The organism is Flavobacterium yafengii, from assembly GCF_030010375.1.
Taxonomy (GTDB): Bacteria; Bacteroidota; Bacteroidia; order Flavobacteriales; family Flavobacteriaceae; genus Flavobacterium; species Flavobacterium yafengii.
This window is the reverse complement of record NZ_JASCRY010000004.1, coordinates 193,418-214,962: the sequence shown is the minus strand read 5'-3', so window position 1 is coordinate 214,962 and position 21,545 is coordinate 193,418. Positions and strand designations below refer to the sequence as shown.

The 21,545-nt window shown below is 32.6% G+C and carries 22 protein-coding genes; 20 read left to right on the top strand and 2 right to left on the bottom strand.

The features are described 5' to 3' along the window. Positions 1–4 precede the first annotated feature (4 nt). The 20 genes from QLS97_RS13885 to QLS97_RS13790 all read left to right on the top strand — a co-directional run bounded on the left by QLS97_RS13885 (position 5) and on the right by QLS97_RS13790 (position 19,392). The gene (locus QLS97_RS13885; protein WP_282717482.1) at positions 5–1,135 is read left to right on the top strand and encodes an EpsG family protein; all 1,131 of its coding nucleotides are present in this window, start codon (positions 5–7) and stop codon (positions 1,133–1,135) included. Between the two features lie 26 nt (positions 1,136–1,161). Beyond that, positions 1,162–2,253 (top strand): glycosyltransferase, encoded by a 1,092-nt coding sequence (locus QLS97_RS13880; RefSeq protein ID WP_282717481.1) that lies wholly within the window; start codon positions 1,162–1,164, stop codon positions 2,251–2,253. 54 nt (positions 2,254–2,307) lie between these two features. Beyond that, positions 2,308–3,462 carry a glycosyltransferase family 4 protein gene (locus QLS97_RS13875; RefSeq protein ID WP_282717480.1) on the top strand — a complete coding sequence of 385 codons (1,155 nt, stop codon included), beginning with the start codon at positions 2,308–2,310 and terminating at the stop codon, positions 3,460–3,462. After that, a complete protein-coding gene (locus QLS97_RS13870) occupies positions 3,455–4,057 on the top strand; it encodes a sugar transferase (protein ID WP_282717478.1) in 603 nt (200 codons plus the stop codon). Before QLS97_RS13875 ends, QLS97_RS13870 begins: the two co-directional genes overlap by 8 nt. Position 4,058: 1 nt before the next feature. Then, entirely contained in the window at positions 4,059–5,063 is a 1,005-nt protein-coding gene (locus tag QLS97_RS13865; protein WP_282717477.1) for a ketoacyl-ACP synthase III, read from the top strand. Between the two features lie 10 nt (positions 5,064–5,073). Further along, complete coding sequence (locus QLS97_RS13860) at positions 5,074–5,304, top strand: acyl carrier protein (RefSeq protein ID WP_282717476.1); 231 nt, start codon at positions 5,074–5,076, stop codon at positions 5,302–5,304. Positions 5,305–5,306: 2 nt separating this feature from the next. Further along, complete coding sequence (locus tag QLS97_RS13855) at positions 5,307–6,362, top strand: 3-oxoacyl-ACP synthase III family protein (protein WP_282717475.1); 1,056 nt, start codon at positions 5,307–5,309, stop codon at positions 6,360–6,362. After that, positions 6,363–7,448: an aromatic ring-hydroxylating oxygenase subunit alpha gene (locus QLS97_RS13850; protein WP_282717474.1), complete on the top strand. Its 1,086-nt coding sequence runs from the start codon at positions 6,363–6,365 to the stop codon at positions 7,446–7,448. It begins immediately after the preceding gene. Then, entirely contained in the window at positions 7,438–8,169 is a 732-nt protein-coding gene (locus QLS97_RS13845; protein ID WP_282717473.1) for an SDR family NAD(P)-dependent oxidoreductase, read from the top strand. The genes QLS97_RS13850 and QLS97_RS13845 overlap by 11 nt, the downstream gene beginning before the upstream one ends. Next, positions 8,147–8,797, top strand: a complete 651-nt coding sequence (locus QLS97_RS13840; RefSeq protein ID WP_282717471.1) for a NeuD/PglB/VioB family sugar acetyltransferase — start codon at positions 8,147–8,149, stop codon at positions 8,795–8,797. The genes QLS97_RS13845 and QLS97_RS13840 overlap by 23 nt, the downstream gene beginning before the upstream one ends. 2 nt (positions 8,798–8,799) lie before the next feature. Beyond that, complete coding sequence (locus tag QLS97_RS13835) at positions 8,800–9,945, top strand: DegT/DnrJ/EryC1/StrS family aminotransferase (protein WP_282717469.1); 1,146 nt, start codon at positions 8,800–8,802, stop codon at positions 9,943–9,945. A gap of 51 nt (positions 9,946–9,996) precedes the next feature. Further along, entirely contained in the window at positions 9,997–10,545 is a 549-nt protein-coding gene (rfbC, locus tag QLS97_RS13830) for a dTDP-4-dehydrorhamnose 3,5-epimerase (RefSeq protein WP_282717467.1), read from the top strand. 240 nt (positions 10,546–10,785) lie between these two features. After that, positions 10,786–11,982 (top strand): ATP-binding protein, encoded by a 1,197-nt coding sequence (locus tag QLS97_RS13825; RefSeq protein ID WP_282717465.1) that lies wholly within the window; start codon positions 10,786–10,788, stop codon positions 11,980–11,982. Between the two features lie 352 nt (positions 11,983–12,334). After that, positions 12,335–13,198: a dTDP-4-dehydrorhamnose reductase gene (rfbD, locus tag QLS97_RS13820; protein WP_282717463.1), complete on the top strand. Its 864-nt coding sequence runs from the start codon at positions 12,335–12,337 to the stop codon at positions 13,196–13,198. Positions 13,199–13,977: 779 nt separating this feature from the next. Beyond that, positions 13,978–14,370: an endonuclease domain-containing protein gene (locus QLS97_RS13815; protein WP_282717462.1), complete on the top strand. Its 393-nt coding sequence runs from the start codon at positions 13,978–13,980 to the stop codon at positions 14,368–14,370. A 176-nt stretch (positions 14,371–14,546) separates the two neighbouring features. Continuing rightward, on the top strand, positions 14,547–15,596 hold the full coding sequence (gene rfbB, locus QLS97_RS13810; RefSeq protein ID WP_282717460.1) for a dTDP-glucose 4,6-dehydratase: 1,050 nt from the start codon (positions 14,547–14,549) through the stop codon (positions 15,594–15,596). 64 nt (positions 15,597–15,660) lie between these two features. Continuing rightward, positions 15,661–15,966 (top strand): GxxExxY protein, encoded by a 306-nt coding sequence (locus tag QLS97_RS13805; protein ID WP_282717459.1) that lies wholly within the window; start codon positions 15,661–15,663, stop codon positions 15,964–15,966. Between the two features lie 112 nt (positions 15,967–16,078). Further along, positions 16,079–16,948 (top strand): glucose-1-phosphate thymidylyltransferase RfbA, encoded by an 870-nt coding sequence (gene rfbA / locus QLS97_RS13800; protein ID WP_282717458.1) that lies wholly within the window; start codon positions 16,079–16,081, stop codon positions 16,946–16,948. Positions 16,949–17,077: 129 nt separating this feature from the next. Further along, the gene (locus QLS97_RS13795; RefSeq protein WP_282717457.1) at positions 17,078–17,227 is read left to right on the top strand and encodes a hypothetical protein; all 150 of its coding nucleotides are present in this window, start codon (positions 17,078–17,080) and stop codon (positions 17,225–17,227) included. A gap of 260 nt (positions 17,228–17,487) precedes the next feature. Continuing rightward, positions 17,488–19,392, top strand: coding sequence for a polysaccharide biosynthesis protein (locus QLS97_RS13790; RefSeq protein ID WP_428831794.1), 1,905 nt, complete (start codon positions 17,488–17,490; stop codon positions 19,390–19,392). A 76-nt stretch (positions 19,393–19,468) separates the two neighbouring features. On the opposite strand, the gene QLS97_RS13785 is transcribed toward QLS97_RS13790, so the two are convergent. Both QLS97_RS13785 and QLS97_RS13780 read right to left on the bottom strand, forming a co-directional pair. Next, the gene (locus QLS97_RS13785) at positions 19,469–20,209 is read right to left on the bottom strand and encodes a tyrosine-protein phosphatase (protein ID WP_282717456.1); all 741 of its coding nucleotides are present in this window, start codon (positions 20,207–20,209) and stop codon (positions 19,469–19,471) included. 138 nt (positions 20,210–20,347) lie between these two features. Continuing rightward, on the bottom strand, positions 20,348–20,998 hold the full coding sequence (locus tag QLS97_RS13780; protein WP_282717454.1) for a sugar-binding protein: 651 nt from the start codon (positions 20,996–20,998) through the stop codon (positions 20,348–20,350). Between the last annotated feature and the right edge of the window lie 547 nt (positions 20,999–21,545).

Genomic DNA, 21,545 nt, shown 5'->3' with positions numbered 1-21,545 from the left:
ATTTATGGATTTCTATAGTCTGCCATATATAATTCTACTATTAGTTTATTTATTGCTTTATTTTGTTGAGAAAACTTCACATACTATTTTTAACAGGAAAATTATACGTTTTTTTTGTGCTTTTCTATTTGTTTTTTTCTTTGGATTTAGAGGATTTATAGGAAGTGACTGGTATAATTATCAAGAGTATTATTCTGAAGCTACATTAAGTACCTGGACTATATATGATTTTGAAATTGGATTTTCTTTTTTTGTTAAATTGTTCAATGATTTAGGGTTTAGTTATGAGTTTTTTGTTTTTTTTATAACATCACTACAGGTTTTTTTATTTGATAGGTTTGTAAAAAATGAAGGTCGTAATGTGGCATTGGCATACATTTGTCTGATAAGCTTGTTTCCCTTATTGATTATTGATCTTCTACGAAATTTTACTTCAATTTTAATTGCGATTCAGTCAATTTATTATATAAATAAAAGCAAAAAGATTAGAGCTTTACTGTTAATTCTGATATCAATTACTTTTCATACTACAGGGGTGTTTTTTCTTTTCTTTTTTTTATGGAGTAAAAATTATTTCAAAAAAAAGACACTATATATTTTACTTTTTATTGGTCTTGGCATTTATCTATCTCAATTTCGTTTTGTAGATTCAATTGTCTCGGTAATTGGAAGTTTGTTTGGTGGTAGATTAGAATATTTAGCGGGGAGCATTACGGAGTCTGAACAAGCTTACGGTATTAAGATAGGAATTTTAGAGAAGCTTTTTGTTCTAATGGCTGTTTTAGTTAATTATGATTATATTGTAAAAAATAAATTAATTTCACCCATATCATTTAACTTGTTCTTTTGCTACTGCTTTATTCAGCTTTATTTTAGTACTTCAGATTCAATAATTAATCGGTTTGGTCTTTTGTTTTTCTGGGCATATTTACTTTTTTTAACAGATTTGAAAATTATGATAAAAAATTCGGTAGCTAAAAAATATATTTCAGTAATCATAATACTGCTTTTTTTTATCAAAGGATATGTTACATTTGATAAAATTATATATAGATATTCGAATAATATTTTCGAGAAAGACGACCACTATATTAGATCAGTTAACAGGGATGAATTTTATATTAAGGCAGAGTAATTTTTTTATAAACGATAGTAAATTTTATGAAAATTCTACATGTCATAAATAATCTCGCAACAGGCGGAGCAGAGAAATTGATTTTAGAAACGATTCCTTTATTAAAGCAAAGAGAAATTGAAGTTGATTTGTTGGTTTTGAATGGGATTGATTACCCTTACATGAAACAACTTAAAGAACTAAATTGTTGTGCAATTTATTCTTTAGGAAATGGTTCGCTCTCTAATCCATTACTTATTTTTAAAATTATACCTTATCTGAAAAAATATGATTTGATACACGTTCATTTATTCCCAACCCAATATTGGGTTGTCTTTGCTAAGTTGCTAAGTTTTTCAAAAACAAAACTTGTTTTCACAGAGCATAGCACATCAAACCGACGCATTCAAAATAAGTGGTTTAAATATATAGATCGATTTGTATACTCGTTTTATAGCAAAATCATTTGTATTACTGATGAAGTAGAAGAGGTACTCAAACGACATACTTCATTAGATAAATACAGATTCAAAGTAATAGAGAACGGCGTGAATTTGAAAGCAATTGAAGGGGCTTTTGCTTTGGATAAAAAAAATTTACAGTATTCTATACAAGAAAGTGATAAATTAGTCATTCAAGTTGCGGGATTTAGAATAGAGAAAGACCAAAAAACTGTTATCAGAGCAATGCAATATTTAGATAAAAATGTGAAATTACTTTTGGTTGGGGATGGGGCATTATTAAGTGAATCTGAAAAATTGGTAAATGAACTTGGTTTGCAGGAACGTATTTTTTTTCTTGGTGTGCGCAATGATGTTCCGAGTTTGTTGAAAACTGCTGATATTTTAGTGGTTAGCTCGCATTGGGAAGGTTTTGGCTTAGCCGCAGTAGAAGGAATGGCAGTTTCAAAGCCTATAATAGCAACTAATGTTGCAGGGCTGTCAAACGTAGTAAAAGGGGCAGGTATTTTGTTTGAAAGGGGAAATGAAAAGGAACTTGCCAATATAGTTAAGGAATTATTTTCGGATGTAGAATATTATAGTAAGGTAGGGAATGCAGGTTTTGAAAGAGCAAAGAAATATGATATTAATTTTATGGTTGAGAAACTGATTTATTTATATAAAGAGGTTTTAAAATAAATGCAGAATAAGGAAAAAAAGTTTTCAGATATTTAAAAGAAAATTTATAAGTCAATGAAGTCTATACTTTTTAGAACGGCAACAGTTTCTATCTCTTTAAATGTACTATTAAAAGGGCAATTAAATTTTTTAAATCGTTATTATGATCTTACAGCAATATCAGGCAATGATGACTTTCTTCTAGAATTAAAACATAGAGAAGCAGTTAAAGTATTTGATATAGAAATGCAACGGCAGATAGCTCCATTTGAGGATTTGAAATCTTTGTGGAAGTTATATAAATACTTTACAAAAGAAAAACCCTTAATTGTGCATTCAATAACTCCTAAAGCAGGACTTTTAACGATGATAGCGGGTAAGATGGCAGGAGTTCCTATTCGGATGCACACTTTTACGGGATTGATTTTTCCCTCAAAGTCAGGTTTGCTCAAGAAAACACTCATTCTGATGGATAAATTATTATGTTATTGTGCGACGAATATTTATCCTGAAGGTAAAGGGGTTAGAGATGATTTAATAAATTATAAAATTACCAAGAAACCTTTAAAAGTAATTGGGAATGGGAATGTCAATGGAATAGATAAAGAATATTTTAATCCTGAATTGTATAGCTCAGAAGACAAAATGGAGCTAAGGAAGAATCTAGGAATTTTAGAAAATGATTTTGTTTTTATTTTTGTAGGTCGTTTGGTTAGAGATAAAGGTATTAACGAACTTATTATAGCTTTTTTAAAATTACAATCTAATAGTAAAAAGATAAAGTTACTATTAGTTGGACCTTTCGAAAGTGATTTAGACCCTCTAAATAGTGAAACTATAAAAGCAATTCAAGAATGCAATACTATTATTACTGTCGGTTTTCAACCAGATGTGCATCCTTATTTTGCAATTAGTGATGCTTTAGTTTTTCCGAGCTATCGCGAAGGTTTTCCTAATGTAGTATTGCAGGCAGGAGCAATGGGGCTTCCGTGCATTGTGACTAATATTAATGGTTGTAATGAGATAATAATTGAGGGGCAGAACGGAACTATTATCCCTGTAAAAGACGAGTTAGCTGTTTTTAATGCAATGATTAAATTGTCATCAGATAAGGAGTATTATTCAGTTTTAAAAACAAACGCTCGCAAGATGATTACTTCACGTTATGAACAGCAAATTATATGGGATGCACTTTTAGCAGAATATAAAAGCCTTGAGAGAAATGTATAAATTTTTTTTAAAAAGAATAATCGATTTTATTATAGCCTTATTGGGTTTGTGCTTATTAAGCCTTTTGTTAGTAATGTTTACCATTGGATTATATTTTGCTAATCAAGGCAAACCTTTTTTCTTTCAACTGCGCCCTGGTTTAAATGGTACTGTTTTTAAGATTATTAAGTTTAAAACGATGAATGATAAAAAAGATGCTACTGGTAACTTATTATCTGATGCTGAACGTCTTACCGAAATAGGCGCTTTTGTACGCAAAACCTCATTAGACGAAATTCCGCAATTGCTAAATGTACTAAAGGGCGATATGAGTTTGATAGGGCCAAGGCCGTTATTGCCGGAATACTTGCCTTTGTATAATGAATTTCAAAGTAAAAGACATGATGTAAAGCCTGGAATTACGGGTTGGGCACAAGTTAATGGACGTAATGCCATATCTTGGGATAAAAAATTTGAATATGATGTGTGGTATGTAGAACATATAAGTTTTATTTTAGATGTGAAAATATTTTTTTTAACAATAAAAAAAGTTTTCGTTAGTGAAGGTATAAATATGCAAGGTCAGGTAACAACTGAAGCATTTAAAGGGAATTAAAATGGGAGCTATTATAAAAGCTATTGAGTACATATATCCGAATAATAAAATTACTAATACAGATTTATCTAATCAATTTCCTGATTATGATTTTACTAAATTTGAAGAAAAAGTTGGTATAAAAAATAGGTATTGGGTAGATGAAAACGAAACCGCATTGGACTTAGCAATTAAAGCTTGCGAAAAACTTTTTTTAAGATTTAGTAAGGATGCTATAGATTATGTGCTTTATTGTACGCAAAGTCCAGAGTATGTATTACCTACTACGGCATGTATTCTTCAAGATAAATTAGGATTGTCAAAAAATATAGGAGCTTTAGATTTTAATTTGGGCTGTTCAGGTTATACTTATGGGATAAGTCTGGCTAAAGCTTTGATTAATTCAAACCAAGCAAAAAATATTTTATTAGTTACTTCAGAAACGTATTCAAAATATCTACATCCTCTTGATCGATCTAATCGTGCTATTTTTGGTGATGCTGCTACTGCCACTTTGATTTCATTTGATAAAAAAGAGGGTGTTGGAGAATTTCTGTTTGGTACAGATGGCTCTGGTTATGATAAATTGATTGTTAAAAATGGAGGAAGTAAATTTTCATATAACCCCAATGCCGAAGAAATTAGTTATGGAACTAATAATATCTATACTGACAACCATTTGTATATGGATGGTCCTGAAGTATTCAATTTTACCAACGAAGTAATTCCAAATTTCACTAAAGAAGTTTTGCATAAAAATAATTTGAATGTTGAAGACATAAGTCAGTTCGTTTTTCATCAAGCCAATGCCTTTATGCTTAATTTTATGAGAAAGAGATTAAAAGCATCGAAAGAAAACTTTTTTGTAGATTTAGAAGACGGTGGAAATACGGTTTCCTGTACAATACCAATAGCTTTAAAAAAATATAGTCAATCAATCCTTGATGAGTCTTCAGTAATTATCGTAGGATTTGGAGTTGGTTTATCATGGTCAGGAGGATTAATAAAAATAAATAATAAATTATAAATATTGCATTATGAAAAAAGATGATTTTATCAGCGGTTTACAAGAAGAACTAGAAATAGAAACGACTTTAGAAACGACTACAAATCTTAAAGATTTAGAGGAGTGGGATTCTATGGCAGCTATGTTATTGATTGGTTACGTTTCAAATGAATTTGCTGTTACACTAAATGCAGACAGTATTAAAAACATTACAACAGTTGAATCTTTAATTGAAATGATTGGACTAGATAAATTTAACTAAATATGTATCAAAAATTTTCAGGTGTTAAAATATCGGCTATTGCTAGTTGCGTTCCAAAAAATGTAATTGAAAATGATTTTTTTGGAGAAATCCTTTCTGGAAAAGAATTAAGACTTTTTGAAAAAACAGTTGGTATAAAAGAAAGAAGATGGGTGAGCAAAGATGTAACGGCTTCCGATTTGGGTTACAAAGCTGCTGTTGATTTGCTAGAAAATTATGACTTAGATAAGTCAGAAATAAGATGTCTTATTTTTTTAAGCCAAACACCTGATTATAAAATACCTTTTACATCAAATATTTTACAAGATCGATTGAAATTAAACAAAGAGATTTTATGTTTAGATATTAATGCGGGTTGTGCTGGTTTTATTCAGGGACTTAGTACTTCTTTTGCATTAGCGAAATCCTTAAAAAAAGGAGGTAAAGTATTGTTTATAATTGCAGAAACTTTATCTAAAATACTTTCCAAAAAAGATCGAAGTACTACAATGCTATTTGGTGATGGTGCGGCGGCTGTGCTTATAGAAAATAATGAAGATAGCAAAGTTGAATCTTTTTTTAATTTTTTCTCAGATGGTCAAAACGCAGATGCTATTGAAATTCCAGATGGAGGATATAGAAATATACTAACTCAAAATAGTTTTGAAGTTACAGTAGATGATAAAGGCAATGAGAAGAATAAGTTAAATTTAAAAATGGATGGCCCAAGGGTTTTTGATTTTACACTTAGAGAAATTGCACCTAGTATTGAATTATTGCTTGAACAGTCTAGAATCAAAAAGAGCGATATAGATTTTTTTTTATTACACCAATCCAATCGATTTATAATTAGGCAGATAGCAAATAAACTAGAAGTTGGTTCTGAAAAAATGCTAATAAATATTAATGAATTTGGAAATACTAGTGGTGTTTCAATTCCGTTACTAATAACATCCAATTCAGATAAGCTAAAAGATCATTCTAATGTGCTTATGAGCGGATATGGTTCTGGCCTTAATTGGGGGAATTGTGTATTAAATCTTTCGGAAACAAAAATATTTTCATTAAAAATATATTAAATGAAGGCACTTATCAAACCTTTTGAATACAACTCAGAAGAAGTATATTTAAAAGAAAACGAATTGTTATTTTCAAAAGAATGGAACTTTGTTGGTTTTTTGACTGACTTTGAAAATGTAAATGATTTTGTGACCATTACCATTGCTAGTATCCCAGTTGTCATTCAAAATTTAAAAGGACATTTAAGGGCTTTCAAAAATGTTTGCTCTCACAGACATTCGATTATACAAAACGAAGATAAAGGCAATAGACCGTTAATGTGTCCTTATCACGGATGGGCTTACAATGAAAAAGGTATTCCTGCGGGAATTCCTAAAAAACCTCTTTTTAGTTTTACAAAAGAAGAGGTCGTTTGTCTTAAACTAGAGGAGTATAAAATAGAAATTTGTGGAAATTTAGTTTTTGCAAATTTAAATAAAGACTCGCATTCCTTACAAGATTTTTTAGGAGATTTTTACCATGAGGTTGCTACAATTTCAAATAATTTTGGAAAACAAATTGATTTAAATGAAATTGATATTGTTGCAAACTGGAAGATTGTTGTAGAGAATACTCTTGAAAGTTATCATGTGGCATTAATTCATGCCGACACTTTATATAAGATGGGGCCTGAAGGGTTAGATTTTGAGTTTAAAGGCAAACATTCTAGTTGGGATGCAACCTTAAACAAATTAGAAAACGAAGGAAGACAAGCTAAAATCCATAGGCCATATCAAGATAGAGCGTATAAAATTAATGGATATAAGCACATTTTAATTTATCCTAACCTGTTGATTTCATCTACGTATGGTGTATCTTTTAATTTGTCTCTGATAACTCCAACAGATCATAACAATACAAATTTCAAGAGTTTTGTATTTATTTCTAAAAATAAAAATGATGGAAATAGTAAAGATTTAGAATCTATTTTTGAAAAATCATTAATTGATTTTAATAGACAGGTTTTTGATGAAGATAAAGTGATTTGCCAACAAGTTCATATAGGTGCTAAATTTGCTCATCATGATGGAGAATTGAGTGATGAAGAAAAAAGAGTAGAACATTTTCAGGCTGTATATAAATCATACATGATTAATGATAAGTAAAAAAAAAATTTTAGTTACCGGGGCTACATCAGGAATAGGCTTAGCTTTATGTGAGTATTTGTTAGCGAATGCTTGCGAAGTAATAGCTATCGGCAGAGATAGTAATAAAGTGGAACATCTAATAAAAAATAAGCTGTTTGTTTTTGTAGCACTAGATTTGAATAAATTTGAAGACTATGGAAATTTATTTGATACAAATTTAAATCAAGAAAAATTTGACGGATTTGTTCATTGTGCAGGGATGGAAGAAACAGTGCCAATAAGCTTATATGTACCTGAAAAAATAGAGAATATATTTAAGATTAATGTCTTCTCTGGAATTGAATTATTGCGTTATTTTTCTAAAAAGAAATATAGTAATGAATCAGCAAGTGTAGTTTTTATTTCATCCGTAATGGGTGAATTAGGTCAACCAGGAAAAATAGGCTACTGTGGAACTAAGGCAGCTATTTTGGGTGTTGTTAAATCTGCTGCATTAGAATTGGCAAAACGTAAAATTAGGGTTAATTCAATTGCTCCAGGTGTTGTTAATACTCCAATGACAAAAAAACTGTTTGAACTGATAGATGAAGACAATATAGACAGAATAAAGAATATGCATCCTCTGGGAATAGGAGAGGTTAGTGATGTAATACCAATATTAGTTTTTCTTTTGTCAGATAATAGTAAGTGGATAACAGGTCAAAATATAAAAATAGATGGAGGATACTCAATTCAATAATTTAGAAGTTATTATTATTGGTGCTGGAGGGCTTGCTCGTGAAATTGTGAGTTGGCATAATACTTCAAAACAGAAGTTAAACACAAAAATCATAGGTTTTTTAGATGACAATTTGAACGCTTTAGACAGTTATGAAACTGATTTTAGAATTTTAGGTAAAGTAGATTTGGATTTGGTTAAGAATAGTCAATCTGTAATTTTTGCTATTTCAAACGTCGAAACAAAGAAAAATCTTTTGGAAAAAGCTATTAATTCAAATGTCCAAATTTCAAATTATATACACGAGTCTACTTTTATTGGTGAAAGAACAAGTTTTGGTAAAGGATTAGTAATGCTTCCTTATTCCATTTTGTCTTGTGACTCAATAATTGGAGATTTGGTTTTTATTAATAATGGATCACAAATTGGACATGATGTTCATATTGGTGATTTCACAAGTATTATGGCTAATGTCGATATTGGTGGTGGAGCAATAATTGGTAAAAATGTTTTTATTGGGTCTAATGCTGTAATACTTCCTGGCGTTAAAATTCCAGATAACACAAGAATTGGAGCTGGCTCTGTGGTTTTAAAATCAATAAAACAAGAGGGTACTTATTTTGGTAACCCTGCTAAAAAAATATTTTAAAAATGAATAATCCAAAAATATGGCTATCCTCACCGCACATGGGAGGAACTGAACAAAAATTTGTACAAGAAGCATTTGACGCCAACTGGGTGGCACCATTGGGACCTAATGTAAATGGTTTGGAACAGGATTTAGAGCATTATTTAGGAAATGAAGCTCATGTAGGCGCTTTAAGTTCTGGGACAGCGGCCATTCATTTAGGACTGATTCTATTAGGAGTTCAGGCTGGAGATGAAGTGCTTTGCCAGAGTATGACTTTTTCGGCTTCGGCCAATCCGATATTATATCTTGGAGCAATTCCTGTATTTATTGACAGTGAAATGGACACCTGGAATTTATGTCCACTTGCTTTAGAAGAAGCTATATTAGACCGCATTGCTACAGGAAAAATGCCTAAAGCGATTATTGCGGTGCATTTGTATGGAGTACCGTATAGAATTGATGAAATTAGGACTATAGCCGATAAATATGGCATTCCAATACTGGAAGACAGTGCGGAGGCTTTGGGGAGTTCTTATAAAGGGCAACAATGTGGTACTTTCGGCGATATTGGGGTTTTATCCTTTAATGGGAATAAAATTATCACCACTTCCGGAGGAGGTGCTATTGTTACTCGAACGAAGGCGTTGAAAGACAGAGCGGTATTTTTTGCGACCCAATCGAGAGATGATGCTCCGCATTACCAGCACAGTGAAATAGGATACAACTACAGAATGAGTAATATTTGTGCAGGGATTGGTCGCGGACAAATGGAAGTATTAGATGACCATGTTGTCTTACGCAGAAAGATGCATTCTTTTTATGTAGATTTATTTTCAGCTATTGATTTGGTAACTGTTTTTACAGCTCCAAATGATGATTATTTTGCTAATTATTGGCTGAGTGCTATTGTGGTGGAACCTAATGCACTGAAAGGAATTAGTAGAGAAACTTTGCGATTGGCTTTTGAAGTCGCTAATATTGAATGTCGTCCTTTGTGGAAACCGATGCATTTGCAGCCTGTTTTTGAGAAGTACCCCTACTACGGAGGTATTGTATCTGAAACCTTATTTGAAAGAGGGTTATGTCTTCCCTCCGGCTCTAATCTTACGGATGAAGAAAGAGACAGGATTTCGGCAGTGATACGTGAGTTTTTTACTACAGCATAAAATAATTTTAATTGTATTTATTATGGTTATTGTATCTCATTTATTAATACTATGAATATAGAACAAACTTTTATAAAAGATTTAGTACTGATTTCCCCTAGCGTTTTTGAAGATGCGAGGGGTTATTTTTTTGAGGCTTATAACAAAAGCAAATTTAGCGATTTAGGGATTAGTATTGATTTTGTTCAAGACAATCAGTCTTTTTCGAAAAAAGGTACTTTGCGAGGCTTGCATTACCAAAATCCGCCTTTTGCACAAACGAAACTCGTACGTGTACTGCAAGGAGAAATTATAGATATAACGGTTGATTTGCGAAAGGATTCGCCAACTTATGGGAAACACTTTTCCGTTCTTCTATCCGCCGAGAATAAAAAACAATTGTTGGTTCCTCACGGGTTTGCCCATGGCTTCTCCGTTATTAGTGAAACTGCTGTGGTGTTGTATAAATGCGACCAGTATTATAATAAGCAAAGTGAAGGCGGTATTCGATTTGATGATGCCCAATTGAATATAGACTGGGGAATGGATTTGAAAGATGCGATTGTATCTGATAAAGATCTTATTTTGCCTGATTTTGCCAGTTGTAATAGTACGTTTTAAGGTAGAGTTATCTGTTATGGTTTTTGGTTGCTTTTTGTATTGTAGACATGCAAAAAATAAATAATTTTATACTGTGTAGTGAACAAAAACAAGTACTTTTTGAGTTTTGGACAGAACAGATACAATTAGTAGCACGCAGTAGGTTGTATGGTTTTGTTTAGAGTACTATGCGAAATATCTTGATTTTTGCGCAGTGTGTTATGCAAAATATGATTATTTTTGTATAGTTAACTATACATTATGGAAGATTTATTTAGAAAATATAGCAAGAAACTACAGCGAGTTGAAACTAATTTTGTTAGGAGCTTTATTGATGATGTCAATTGGAATGCTCGTTTAATAGGGATTAAAGGTGCTAGAGGGGTTGGGAAAACAACGCTACTTCTGCAGTATATGAAGCTTAATTTTAGTGATAAATTAGAGGAGTCGTTGTATGTTAGTTTAGATACTTTTGGTTTTAAAGATAGGACTTTGGTTGGTTTGGCAGATGATTTTGTGAGAAATGGGGGTAAGTACCTGTTTTTAGATGAAGTTCATAAGTACGGGAATTGGGCTCAGGAACTAAAAAATATTTATGACGACCACGCTGAGTTGAAAGTGGTGTTTACGGGTTCTTCATTGTTGGAAATATTGAATGCTCGGGCTGATTTGAGTCGCAGGGCAATTGTTTATTATATGCAAGGTCTGTCTTTTAGGGAGTATCTTGAAATGGAAACTGGGCAAAAGTTCGATAAAGTATCGTTGGAAGCTATTTTGAAAAATCACTCAAAGATTGCGACATCGATAAATGGTAGGGTAAAGCCATTTCAGTATTTTGAAAGTTATTTGAAGTATGGATATTATCCATTTTATAAAGAAGAGCCTGATTTGTATGAGCAACGATTAGAAGAGGTAATTAATATGATGCTTGAAATTGAGTTGCCTTTATTGCGAGGTGTTGATTTGGGCTTTGTTCCAAAAATCAAACAATTGTTGGCTATAATCTCTGAATCGGTTCCTTTTATACCTAATGTGAGTAATTTAAGTGATAAAATTGGTATAAATAGAACTACTTTAATGACTTACCTACATTATTTAGAAGAAGTAGGTTTGACCATTAACTTGCGAAAAGAAGCTAAAGGAAGTGTGAAATTGCAAAAACCAGCTAAGATTTATTTAGAAAACACCAATTTAATGTTTACACTTTCCCCGTCAAAAGCTAATGTTGGGAACGCTAGAGAGAACTTTTTTGCAAATCAATTGGGGTATAAAAATAAGTTGAGTCATCACGAAAAAATTGATTTTTTTGTAAATGATTTATACTCTTTTGAAATTGGAGGAAAGGATAAGTCGGTGAAACAAATTGAAGGTATTGAAAACGCCTTCATCGCAGCCGACGATATTGAGTATGGTTTTCAGAACAAAATCCCATTATGGCTGTTTGGATTTTTATATTAATTCGTGAATGGTGAGAAGTTAGAGGTGAGGAGTGTCCTTCGATAAGCTCAGGATGACAGTGAGGAGTGGTCAGTACTAAGGAAATAGTGAGTAGGCGTAAAATTTTCGTTTAGCCCCGTCCCTAAAGGGAGCCGAAAACTTAGTGCGTAATTTTAAATAAAGTCTGTTGATATTGTAAATTGGATTTTGTGTTTCTTTTGTGCTTCGATTAAGGTAGAAGAGGTAAACAAAAAAAAACTTCTGTATTTTCATTTTGCCTCAGTTTTAAAGTGAATTGTGAGTGATAATGCATACGGAGTGGCAGGATTTGAGAGAAAGTTAGGCCTTAAAAATTGAAAAGATTAAAAATTAAATGAAGAAAATATTAGTTACAGGTGCCAAAGGGCAATTGGGTTCTGAACTGATGGTATTGTCTAAAAACTACCCTCATTTTGAATGGATTTTTGCGGATAGAACGCAAGTATCTTTGGATAATTTAGCTGTATTGAAAGTACAATTAGAAAGCATTCAGCCTACTATTATATTGAATTGTGGTGCTTATACTGCAGTGGATAGAGCAGAAATGGAGCAGGAATTGGCTGATGTTGTTAATCATCAATCGGTTAAGATAATTGCTCAATATGCATTTGACAATCAAATTAAACTAATTCATATTTCTACCGATTATGTTTTTGCCGGTACTTCGGCTGTTGCATTGACAGAGGAGGCTATAACACAACCTATAAATGTGTATGGAGCAACAAAAAGAGCAGGGGAATTGGCTTGTTTGCAAGCGAATCCGGATGCGATTATCATCCGAACTTCTTGGGTGTACAGCACTTTTGGAAATAATTTTGTAAAAACCATGCAACGATTGTTGAAGGAACGCGATACTATTAGTGTTGTCAACGATCAAATCGGATCTCCAACGTATGCAGCCGATTTAGCTCAGGTAATGATGGACATCGTAACCGCACAAGAGTGGATTTCTGGAATATACAATTATTCGAATGAAGGTGAAATCAGTTGGTTTGAATTTGTTTTGGCTATCCAAGAAATTGGAGGTTATACTTGTGAAGTGAATGGTATTCCTTCATCGGCTTATCCTACACCTGCAAAGCGTCCCGCTTTTTCTTTATTGGATAAAAGTAAAATTAAAAAAATCTATGGGGTTACTATTCCTGATTATAAAGAAAGTTTGAGAAGGTGTATGAAGTTGTTGAGAAGTGAGAGGTGAGAAGTGAGGATGAATGAATAGTGAGAAGTGGCTTGCAATTTTCGTCTGCCCCAGCCCTAATGGGAGCCGAAATTTCAGAGCATGATGTTGTTTCGAGACTATATAGAGACTTTAAGTAGTACTACCAATATCTTTTTATTGAAAGTAAAAAATTAGGCTTTACTAATTTTCTTTTTTGCTTGATCAAAAAAGAAACAAAAAAATCAAGCCTGAAAATAAAAAGCTTAAAAACTACCTCAAAGTGCCGTTCCGCAGCCCGAGCCGTTCGTCCTTCGTCCTCAACTCGCGGACTGCTGCCACTTTACTTTTTCATTGTTTTTTATGCTTTTTATTTAAGGGCGAGGTAAAGAGTATTGAGAAGTGAGAGGTGAGAGGTGGCTTGCAATTTTCGTCTGCCCCAGCCCTAAAGGGAGCCGAAAATCCAGAACGTGATTTTGTCTGTACTCTAAATGGAGACGGAAATTCAGAACGTAATTTTAAATAAAGTCTGTTAATTTTAAATCGGATTTTGTGTTTCTTTTTTGCTCCCTTTAGGGCGGGGGCAACAAAAAAGAAACTGACTAAGTTTTATTTTTTTATTAGTTTTGTTATGAGAATAATAAAAAAAGCATGTAAGATTTTCGTTTTGCCCCGTCCCTAAAGGAAGCTGAAAATCCAGAACTTATATTTTAATTGAGATTATCTAATGTGAATTGTATTAAGTGTTCATTTTTTTTCCCCGCCGCAGGGGGCAGGGGCAAACAAAAAGAAACTCTCAATATTTTTTTTTAAACATTCAAATGAAAAGAAACCCATTCCGCCCTGATAATATGTGGAAAGATGCCGCACCAGAGATTTTTTCGAATGCTAAAAAACTAAGGGAGAATGTTACCAAAGCGGAAGAAATATTGTGGTTAGAGTTGAGAAATAATCAATTGGAGGGGTGTAAATTTAGAAGGCAGCATCCGCTACTTAATTATATAGCAGATTTTTATTGTCATCAATTAAAATTAGTTATTGAGATAGATGGCGGCTACCATCAAATGCCTGAGCAAATTAAATTAGATGCTGAAAGAACTGAAAATATTGAATTTCAAGGTTTGAAAGTTATCCGATTTACCAATGAAGAGGTTATTTCAAATATCTCGGATGTTTTAAATAAAATTAAAGAATTTGTAAAATTAAAAGGATAATGATTTCATAAAATTTTCGTTTACCCCGTCCCTAAAGGGAGCCGAAAATCCAGAACTTAATTTTATATAAGATAAGCGTATGCTGTAATTTATTTTTTGCCCCCTTAAGGGTTTTGGGGCAAAAAAAAATGAATTTCGGGAAGTTTGTTAAACCTAATTAAACCTAAAATCTAAAAATGAAAAAAATATTAATTACCGGAGGTGCCGGTTTTATTGGATCTCATGTAGTACGTCTTTTTGTAAAGAAGTATCCACAGTATCAAATTTTTAATTTGGATGCGCTGACGTATGCCGGGAATCTTGAAAATATTGTTGATATTGAAAAAGCGCCTAATTATACTTTTATAAAGGGAGATATCGTTGATGCGGTATTTATTGATCAATTGTTTGCGGAACATCAATTTGATGGAGTTTTGCATTTAGCTGCCGAATCACATGTGGATCGTTCCATAACGGATCCGTTATCCTTTGTGAAAACAAATGTTATTGGAACGATGAATCTGTTAAATGCGGCTAAGGCTACTTGGCAAGGAAATTATGAAGGGAAACGTTTTTACCACATCAGTACCGATGAGGTTTACGGTAGTTTGGGTGCTGAAGGATTATTCACCGAGACTACTGCTTATGACCCAAATTCTCCTTATTCCGCTTCAAAAGCCAGTTCGGATCATTTTGTTCGGGCTTATGGAGAAACGTATGGTTTGCCTTATGTGTTGACCAATTGTTCCAATAATTATGGGCCTTTTCATTTTCCTGAAAAATTGATTCCGTTATTCATCAATAATATCATTCAAAACAAACCCTTACCCGTTTATGGCGATGGAAAATACACGCGCGATTGGCTTTTTGTAGAAGATCATGCGGTAGCTATTGATTTAGTTTTTCATGAAGGTGAAAACCACGACACCTATAATATTGGTGGATTTAATGAATGGCAAAATATTGATTTGGTTAAATTGCTTTGCAAAATAATGGACGAAAAATTAGGTCGTGCAGCAGGTACATCGGAACAATTGATATCGTACGTGAAAGATCGTCCAGGACATGATTTGCGCTATGCTATTGATGCCACTAAAATAAGTAAGGAGTTAGGATGGAAGCCGTCTGTTACTTTTGAACAAGGATTGGAAAGAACCGTGAATTGGTATTTAGAAAATCAAACATGGCTCAATAATATTACCTCAGGGGAATATGCTTCGTATTACGAGAAACAGTACTCGAATTAAAACGAATTAAAACGAATTAAAACGAATTAAAACGAATTAAAACGAATTAAAACGAATTTCACGAATGGATGCTACCCATAAAATACTTTATAAAGAAGAAAGCTTTGCTATAATTGGTGCTTGTATGAAAGTGCATCGGACATTAGGAGCAGGATTCTTGGAGGCGGTTTATGAGGAAGCATTGGAAAAAGAATTTCACATTCAGAAAATTCCCTTTAAGAGGCAAGTAAAGTTGTCATTGTATTACGATAATCAGCTTATGAAAAAACAATATCGAGCAGATTTTGTTTGCTATGATGCTGTTATTATCGAAATAAAAGCAGTGTCGCTAATACCGGTCGCATTTTATTCGCAGTTGACCAATTTTTAAAATGTACAAATCTGGAATTGGGTATGTTGATTAATTTTGGCACGCCTTCCTTAACTTATAAAAGAATAATTAATTTGAAAAATTCAAATTAATTCGTAAACTTAGTACAATTATGAAAGGAATTATATTAGCAGGGGGGTCTGGAACCCGTTTGCATCCGTTAACGCTTGCTATGAGCAAACAAATGATGCCGGTTTATGACAAACCCATGATTTATTATCCGTTGTCTACTTTGATGATGGCTGGAATTAATGAAATATTGATTATTTCCACTCCACATGATTTACCTAATTTCAAGAAATTATTAGGAGATGGAGCGTCGATAGGCTGTCAATTCAGTTATGCGGAGCAAGCGATTCCTAACGGTCTAGCGCAAGCTTTTGTTATTGGAGAAGAATTTATAGGAAAAGACAGTGTCGCTTTGGTTTTAGGGGATAATATTTTCTTTGGAGCCAATATGCATGAATTGTTGCAATCCAATACCAATCCTGAAGGAGGTGTTGTGTTTGCGTACCACGTTTCGGATCCGGAACGCTATGGTGTGGTGGAGTTTGATAAAAATTTTAAAGCTCTTTCGATTGAAGAAAAACCGTTGGAGCCCAAATCAAATTATGCGGTACCTGGTTTGTATTTTTATGATAATTCAGTGGTGGAAATTGCCAAAAATATCAAGCCAAGTGCTAGAGGGGAATATGAAATCACTGATGTGAACAAAGTATATCTCGAAAAAGGAGCTTTGAAAGTAGGTATTCTAAGCAGAGGAACCGCTTGGTTGGACACCGGAACTTTTAATAGCTTAATGCAGGCGGGACAATTTGTTCAGGTTATTGAAGAGCGTCAAGGATTAAAAGTAGGTTGTATCGAAGAAATTGCCTGGAGACAAGGATTTATTACGGAACAACAACTGAAAGAACTGGCAGAACCTTTGAAAAAATCGGGTTATGGAGAGTATCTTTTGGGATTGCTGAAGCATAAGTTGTAAGTGAGTAGTGAGTAGTGAGTAGTGAGTAGTGAGTAGTGAGTAGTGAGAAGTGGTCAGTGTTTAGCGTACAGTGATCAGGGATTAGTTCTTATTTATTATTTAGATAACAGCATAGACATCGTTTAAAACATGACATATATCGCATTAATTATTTTATTAGTTGGTATTGAACTTATTTATTTTAAAATAGCGGATACCTACAATATCATTGATAAACCCAATAGTAGATCATCACATACTTATATTGCTTTAAGAGGGGCGGCATTATTTTTTCTATAATAATTAGTTTTAAATCTTTTATAATGGAACTATTTAGAAAATAGAAAGTAACTAATTAGTAAATAAAACTGTTACGTTGTAGTTTTCCTTTTTTTGACAAATCAATTTTAAAATTGAATTGATTTGTTTTCTTTTTTCCATTTATTAATCGTTATTTTTGCTTTAGTAAAACAAGTAATGTTAAAAATTTATTTATTTTGAGTACTACTAAAAACACGGGCTCAACATCAGCAAACCCAAAATTTTTTTCAAGAGAAAACTTGAAATTCAGCATTCATAATTTGAGCTATCTGCCCAGATGGATTATTATTCTGATGGATTTTTCAGTTTTGGTATTGTCCTTTTTTTTTACCATTCTTATCTTTAAGGGAACTGGGTTAGACTATGTCATTACACCACATAGCTTTAGGTTTATAACCGCCTTGTTTGGTGTAAATATTTTCTTTTTTTGGTTGTTTAGAACCTATTCCGGTATCATCAGACACTCTTCCTATATTGATGCCGTTAAGCTTTTGTTTTCACAAATGGCAGTTTTAGTGCTGTTTCTTTTTTTTAATTTTGCTTACGAGTTGTTGCATGGAGAGAAAGCATTTTTAAATACCGCTTTTTTCATAAACATAGTACTTTCCTTTTGTGGATTATTTTTATATCGGGTGATCATCAAACAAACTTTTGAGATCTATTTTTCTGAACAAGGAACAAATAAATTAATCAGAACCATTATTTATGGCACAGATGCCAATGCCATATCGGTCGCCAATGCTTTAAAATTTGAAACACCTTCCCGATTTAAAATTGTAGGGTTTGTGGATAAAAATAATCAAAATGCAACAAAACGTATGTTGGATTTACCAATTTTGGTTAAAAAGAAAAAATTACCGCCATTAATGCGTTCTGTTAATGCTCAGGCAGTTATTATAGCGGATAAAAGTTTATCAAAAGAAGAACAATTAATCATCGTAGATCAATGTTTAGAATTTAATTATAGTGTGTTTACGGTGCCATTAATTTCCGACTGGGAAAATCAAAAAGAGATTTCCCAAAAAGTAAAAAATATTCAAATTGAAGATTTACTGGAAAGAAAGCCTATTGTATTAGATAACAAATCGATATCAAAACAGCTAAAAGAGAAAACCGTTTTAATTACCGGTGCAGCTGGATCTATTGGAAGCGAAATTGTGCGTCAGGTTTTGAGTTTTAATCCTAAAACAATAATTATTTTAGACCAAGCGGAAACACCATTGCATCACATGTGCTTAGAAATGAAAGGTTTAGTTTCCAGTTCAATGATGTATACCGTAATTGCTGATGTAAGGAATAAAGAGGCTATGAACAGGGTCTTTAAAAAGTATCAGCCCCAAGTGGTTTTTCATGCAGCTGCTTATAAGCATGTCCCTTTGATGGAAGAAAATCCTTCTCAAGCCATTCTTACCAATATAGAAGGAACTAAAATTCTTGCCGATTTGTCCTGCTTTTACAAAGTCAAAAAATTTGTGATGGTATCAACAGACAAAGCAGTGAATCCAAGCAATGTAATGGGAGCCAGTAAAAGAATAGCTGAAAAGTATGTGCAATCCTTACAATTAAAAAATAATAATGAGGGGGAAAAGAATGCTACAAAATTCATTACTACTCGTTTTGGAAATGTTTTAGGATCTAATGGTTCTGTAGTTCCATTGTTTACCAAACAAATTGCAAATGGTGGACCTATTACGATTACACATCCAGATATCATTAGGTATTTTATGACCATACCAGAAGCCTGTCAACTCGTTTTAGAAGCAGGTGCTATGGGTAATGGAGGAGAGATTTATATTTTTGATATGGGTAAACCCGTTAAAATTATCGATTTGGCCAATAAGATGATCAAGTTAGCCGGTTTCATTCCTGATAAGGATATAAAAATACAAATTGTGGGATTAAGGCCTGGAGAGAAATTGTATGAAGAATTATTGAATGATACCTCAAAAACACTTCCTACTTATCATGAAAAAATTATGATTTCTGAAGAGATTCTAGACGATTTTGAAGTTTTGAATACCGATATTGAAGAACTTATAAGCATAGCGAATCATTTTGACAATGACCAAATTGTACTGAAAATGAAAAAAATTGTACCTGAATTCAAAAGTATGAATTCAACTTTTGAATTATTGGACAAGTAGGAAAAGCATTTAACGTATAAAAAAAGGCCCCAAAGATACTCTCTTTGGGGCCTTTTTTATTTATAAAAGAATTTTGTCAGCTCAATTTAAAAAACTGATTATTAGCTATTGCTTCTTTAAGAGGTGTTACATCTTTAAGATTTACTTTATGTTCAAATGCGGCTATATGATTGTCATGGTGTACATCAGAACCTACATAGGTGTACATTCCTTTTTGTAGTAATTGGTCTGCTATTTTAGTGATTGCAGCACCATAATATCCAACTACTGACAATAAATTCAGTTGAAACAGACAACCTGCTCTTTTTAGTTTAAGGTATTCACTAAAATTATTATGATAAAATAAGTACCGTTCCGGATGTGCCAATACTGGGATGTATCCCGCTACCTGTAAATCAAATAGTATAGAATACAACTGAATTGGGGGATTGATATATGACATTTCTACCAAAACGTAGTTATCTTTTAATGTCAATAAATCATGTGATTCAAAAAGTCTTACAAACTGATCGTCCATGAGGTATTCAGCAGCGGCACTAAAGGGAACAGTAATGTTGTTCTTTTCCAGCTCTAAAACAGTCGTCGCTTTTTTATCCTGAATTTGTTCCCGTGTGTTGTCCCAAACATATTGAATGATGTGCGGAGTCGTTATAAACTCTGAAATTCCAATGTTTTGAAGTGCTTGTGTTAATCGTAGCGTATCTTCAAAAGTTCTTGCACCATCATCAATACCCGGTAACAAATGAGAGTGGATGTCAATATGGTGCTCTGGAATTAAATCTTTAAGCTTGGGCTTTGGTTTGAAGAATGTAAACATACTGCAAAGTTAATGAAAAGTGTTAGGTTTTGAGCATTTAGAGCTCAGTGCTTGGTCGTTAGTTTTAAGTAATCTTTGTTGAGAAAATTGATATTGTAATTTCGGAATATGTGCTGTATTATATCTAATTGTACAATTCTATTCTCTTAAAATAAAAACCCCGAAGGAAGATGCAATATGAAAATTAGGGGTTTCGGTATTTGGGTTTACCCAAGTAATCCAGTTTGGTTCAAAACATTCATTTTGGGTCTTTATGTACTTAGCTCGAAAAACACCGGTTTCTATCCTGTTGTTTTTTATTAGATTAAAACTTTTCAAAGATTCGATACTAATTGATCCCTCAACGATAAAAGAATTAGTTTTTACAGATGATTTAACTACTAAATCATTCTTGGGCCAGTTCCAATTGAAATCAAAATTCTTATTGGGATACGCTATAAAATCCATTACTCGTCCAGAAGTGTCTATCTCTAAGCAATAATAGGGATTCAGTGCATCATCAGTTCTAAAAAAAAGTTCAACTCTATCGGAGTTTCCAATACTCTCAAAACTGTCATCCTTTTTTTCTATGTGGATTTCAGTATCTAAAACGGTAAAATTAAAGAATAATTTTTCTCGATCCCAAAGTGCCTTAAATGTAATTTCCGTTCCTTTTTTGTTACTCCATGGGGAACAAAAATCAGTCAAAATTCGGGCATTATCCCATACTATATCATCTCCATTTCCGGAGATAGTCAGTTGTTTGTTTTCGATTAAATGGACTTCATATTCTTTCATTTCTGGAATCATTTTATGCGGTATTTAGTATTTCTATAAAACTGTGTTTGAACAATTTTTTTCGAAATATAGTTAAAAGAAACTTCAATGAATCTCTCTGTCAATTTTTTTCTTTTCTCCTAACCTAATTAGAAGACTTAAATGCATCTTTTTTGTGTTGGATTCAAAACTAAATAGCAGAAAATTAAGATAAAATGCACATTCCATAACACAGAACTACTGTTGAATTTTTAACTTTTAGATTTAAAAATTCCGAATTTCTTATTATTTAATTGCTATGTCCTGTTTTACTTAAAAAAAAAGAGGTGAAATCCGGGCCACTTCCATTATTAAAAAACTAGAATTTTATTACTAAAAAAACGTTTCGTACAATATTTATGTGCTCGAGAACATAAATATTGTGTGTTCGAGCACATTTTTTGTGTTTTTCCTTGTTTAATAAAAATATAATCTATAGTTTCGTCACGTATTAAAAAATAATATCTCTTTTATTAGATCAAAATTTGATGTTTTTGAAGATTATATAAGAGGTTGAATTTAGAAAAGTGCATAAAAAAAA

What these genes read in the sequence shown, in the direction of transcription:
- QLS97_RS13885 (WP_282717482.1), top strand. Translation starts at nt 5, where the DNA reads ATGGATTTCTATAGTCTGCCATATATAATTCTACTATTAGTTTATTTA.
- QLS97_RS13880 (WP_282717481.1), top strand. Translation starts at nt 1,162, where the DNA reads ATGAAAATTCTACATGTCATAAATAATCTCGCAACAGGCGGAGCAGAG.
- QLS97_RS13875 (WP_282717480.1), top strand. Translation starts at nt 2,308, where the DNA reads ATGAAGTCTATACTTTTTAGAACGGCAACAGTTTCTATCTCTTTAAAT.
- QLS97_RS13870 (WP_282717478.1), top strand. Translation starts at nt 3,455, where the DNA reads ATGTATAAATTTTTTTTAAAAAGAATAATCGATTTTATTATAGCCTTA.
- QLS97_RS13865 (WP_282717477.1), top strand. Translation starts at nt 4,059, where the DNA reads ATGGGAGCTATTATAAAAGCTATTGAGTACATATATCCGAATAATAAA.
- QLS97_RS13860 (WP_282717476.1), top strand. Translation starts at nt 5,074, where the DNA reads ATGAAAAAAGATGATTTTATCAGCGGTTTACAAGAAGAACTAGAAATA.
- QLS97_RS13855 (WP_282717475.1), top strand. Translation starts at nt 5,307, where the DNA reads ATGTATCAAAAATTTTCAGGTGTTAAAATATCGGCTATTGCTAGTTGC.
- QLS97_RS13850 (WP_282717474.1), top strand. Translation starts at nt 6,363, where the DNA reads ATGAAGGCACTTATCAAACCTTTTGAATACAACTCAGAAGAAGTATAT.
- QLS97_RS13845 (WP_282717473.1), top strand. Translation starts at nt 7,438, where the DNA reads ATGATAAGTAAAAAAAAAATTTTAGTTACCGGGGCTACATCAGGAATA.
- QLS97_RS13840 (WP_282717471.1), top strand. Translation starts at nt 8,147, where the DNA reads ATGGAGGATACTCAATTCAATAATTTAGAAGTTATTATTATTGGTGCT.
- QLS97_RS13835 (WP_282717469.1), top strand. Translation starts at nt 8,800, where the DNA reads ATGAATAATCCAAAAATATGGCTATCCTCACCGCACATGGGAGGAACT.
- rfbC (WP_282717467.1), top strand. Translation starts at nt 9,997, where the DNA reads ATGAATATAGAACAAACTTTTATAAAAGATTTAGTACTGATTTCCCCT.
- QLS97_RS13825 (WP_282717465.1), top strand. Translation starts at nt 10,786, where the DNA reads ATGGAAGATTTATTTAGAAAATATAGCAAGAAACTACAGCGAGTTGAA.
- rfbD (WP_282717463.1), top strand. Translation starts at nt 12,335, where the DNA reads ATGAAGAAAATATTAGTTACAGGTGCCAAAGGGCAATTGGGTTCTGAA.
- QLS97_RS13815 (WP_282717462.1), top strand. Translation starts at nt 13,978, where the DNA reads ATGAAAAGAAACCCATTCCGCCCTGATAATATGTGGAAAGATGCCGCA.
- rfbB (WP_282717460.1), top strand. Translation starts at nt 14,547, where the DNA reads ATGAAAAAAATATTAATTACCGGAGGTGCCGGTTTTATTGGATCTCAT.
- QLS97_RS13805 (WP_282717459.1), top strand. Translation starts at nt 15,661, where the DNA reads ATGGATGCTACCCATAAAATACTTTATAAAGAAGAAAGCTTTGCTATA.
- rfbA (WP_282717458.1), top strand. Translation starts at nt 16,079, where the DNA reads ATGAAAGGAATTATATTAGCAGGGGGGTCTGGAACCCGTTTGCATCCG.
- QLS97_RS13795 (WP_282717457.1), top strand. Translation starts at nt 17,078, where the DNA reads ATGACATATATCGCATTAATTATTTTATTAGTTGGTATTGAACTTATT.
- QLS97_RS13785 (WP_282717456.1), bottom strand. Translation starts at nt 20,209, where the DNA reads ATGTTTACATTCTTCAAACCAAAGCCCAAGCTTAAAGATTTAATTCCA.
- QLS97_RS13780 (WP_282717454.1), bottom strand. Translation starts at nt 20,998, where the DNA reads ATGATTCCAGAAATGAAAGAATATGAAGTCCATTTAATCGAAAACAAA.